Below are 1,690 nucleotides of genomic sequence, written 5' to 3' on the forward strand. Positions count from 1 at the left end.
TGCTGGAGGTATCAGAAGTGCGAATGCTGACATAAGTAACGATAAAGCGGGTGAAAAGCCCGCTCGCCGGAAGACCAAGGGTTCCTGTCCAACGTTAATCGGGGCAGGGTGAGTCGACCCCTAAGGCGAGGCCGAAAGGCGTAGTCGATGGGAAACAGGTTAATATTCCTGTACTTGGTGTTACTGCGAAGGGGGGACGGAGAAGGCTATGTTAGCCGGGCGACGGTTGTCCCGGTTTAAGCATGTAGGCGGAACGATTAGGTAAATCCGGTCGTTTTTTAACGCTGAGGTGTGATGACGAGGCACTACGGTGCTGAAGTAACAAATGCCCTGCTTCCAGGAAAAGCCTCTAAGCATCAGGTAACACGAAATCGTACCCCAAACCGACACAGGTGGTCAGGTAGAGAATACCAAGGCGCTTGAGAGAACTCGGGTGAAGGAACTAGGCAAAATGGTGCCGTAACTTCGGGAGAAGGCACGCTGATATGTAGGTGAAGCCCCTGCGGGTGGAGCTGAAATCAGTCGAAGATACCAGCTGGCTGCAACTGTTTATTAAAAACACAGCACTGTGCAAACACGAAAGTGGACGTATACGGTGTGACGCCTGCCCGGTGCCGGAAGGTTAATTGATGGGGTTAGCGGCAACGCGAAGCTCTTGATCGAAGCCCCGGTAAACGGCGGCCGTAACTATAACGGTCCTAAGGTAGCGAAATTCCTTGTCGGGTAAGTTCCGACCTGCACGAATGGCGTAATGATGGCCAGGCTGTCTCCACCCGAGACTCAGTGAAATTGAACTCGCTGTGAAGATGCAGTGTACCCGCGGCAAGACGGAAAGACCCCGTGAACCTTTACTATAGCTTGACACTGAACACTGGTCCTTGATGTGTAGGATAGGTGGGAGGCTTTGAAGCGTGGACGCCAGTCTGCGTGGAGCCGTCCTTGAAATACCACCCTTTAATGGCTGGTGTTCTAACGTAGACCCGTGATCCGGGTTGCGGACAGTGTCTGGTGGGTAGTTTGACTGGGGCGGTCTCCTCCCAAAGAGTAACGGAGGAGCACGAAGGTTAGCTAATCCTGGTCGGACATCAGGAGGTTAGTGCAATGGCATAAGCTAGCTTGACTGCGAGAGTGACGGCTCGAGCAGGTGCGAAAGCAGGTCATAGTGATCCGGTGGTTCTGAATGGAAGGGCCATCGCTCAACGGATAAAAGGTACTCCGGGGATAACAGGCTGATACCGCCCAAGAGTTCATATCGACGGCGGTGTTTGGCACCTCGATGTCGGCTCATCACATCCTGGGGCTGAAGTAGGTCCCAAGGGTATGGCTGTTCGCCATTTAAAGTGGTACGCGAGCTGGGTTTAGAACGTCGTGAGACAGTTCGGTCCCTATCTGCCGTGGGCGCTGGAGAATTGAGGGGGGCTGCTCCTAGTACGAGAGGACCGGAGTGGACGCATCACTGGTGTTCGGGTTGTCATGCCAATGGCACTGCCCGGTAGCTAAATGCGGAAAAGATAAGTGCTGAAAGCATCTAAGCACGAAACTTGCCCCGAGATGAGTTCTCCCTGACCCTTTAAGGGTCCTGAAGGAACGTTGAAGACGACGACGTTGATAGGTCGGGTGTGTAAGCGCAGCGATGCGTTGAGCTAACCGATACTAATGAACCGTGAGGCTTAACCTTACAACGCCGAAG

The 1,690-nt window shown here is 53.5% G+C and carries 1 rRNA gene; it reads left to right on the forward strand.

The annotated features are described in order from the left end of the window. A 23S ribosomal RNA gene (locus USH94_RS22380) occupies positions 1–1,678 on the forward strand; the annotation flags it as partial. Positions 1,679–1,690 lie beyond the last annotated feature (12 nt).

The organism is Enterobacter sp. 148H3 (assembly GCF_034107425.1).
GTDB lineage: Bacteria > Pseudomonadota > Gammaproteobacteria > Enterobacterales > Enterobacteriaceae > Enterobacter > Enterobacter vonholyi.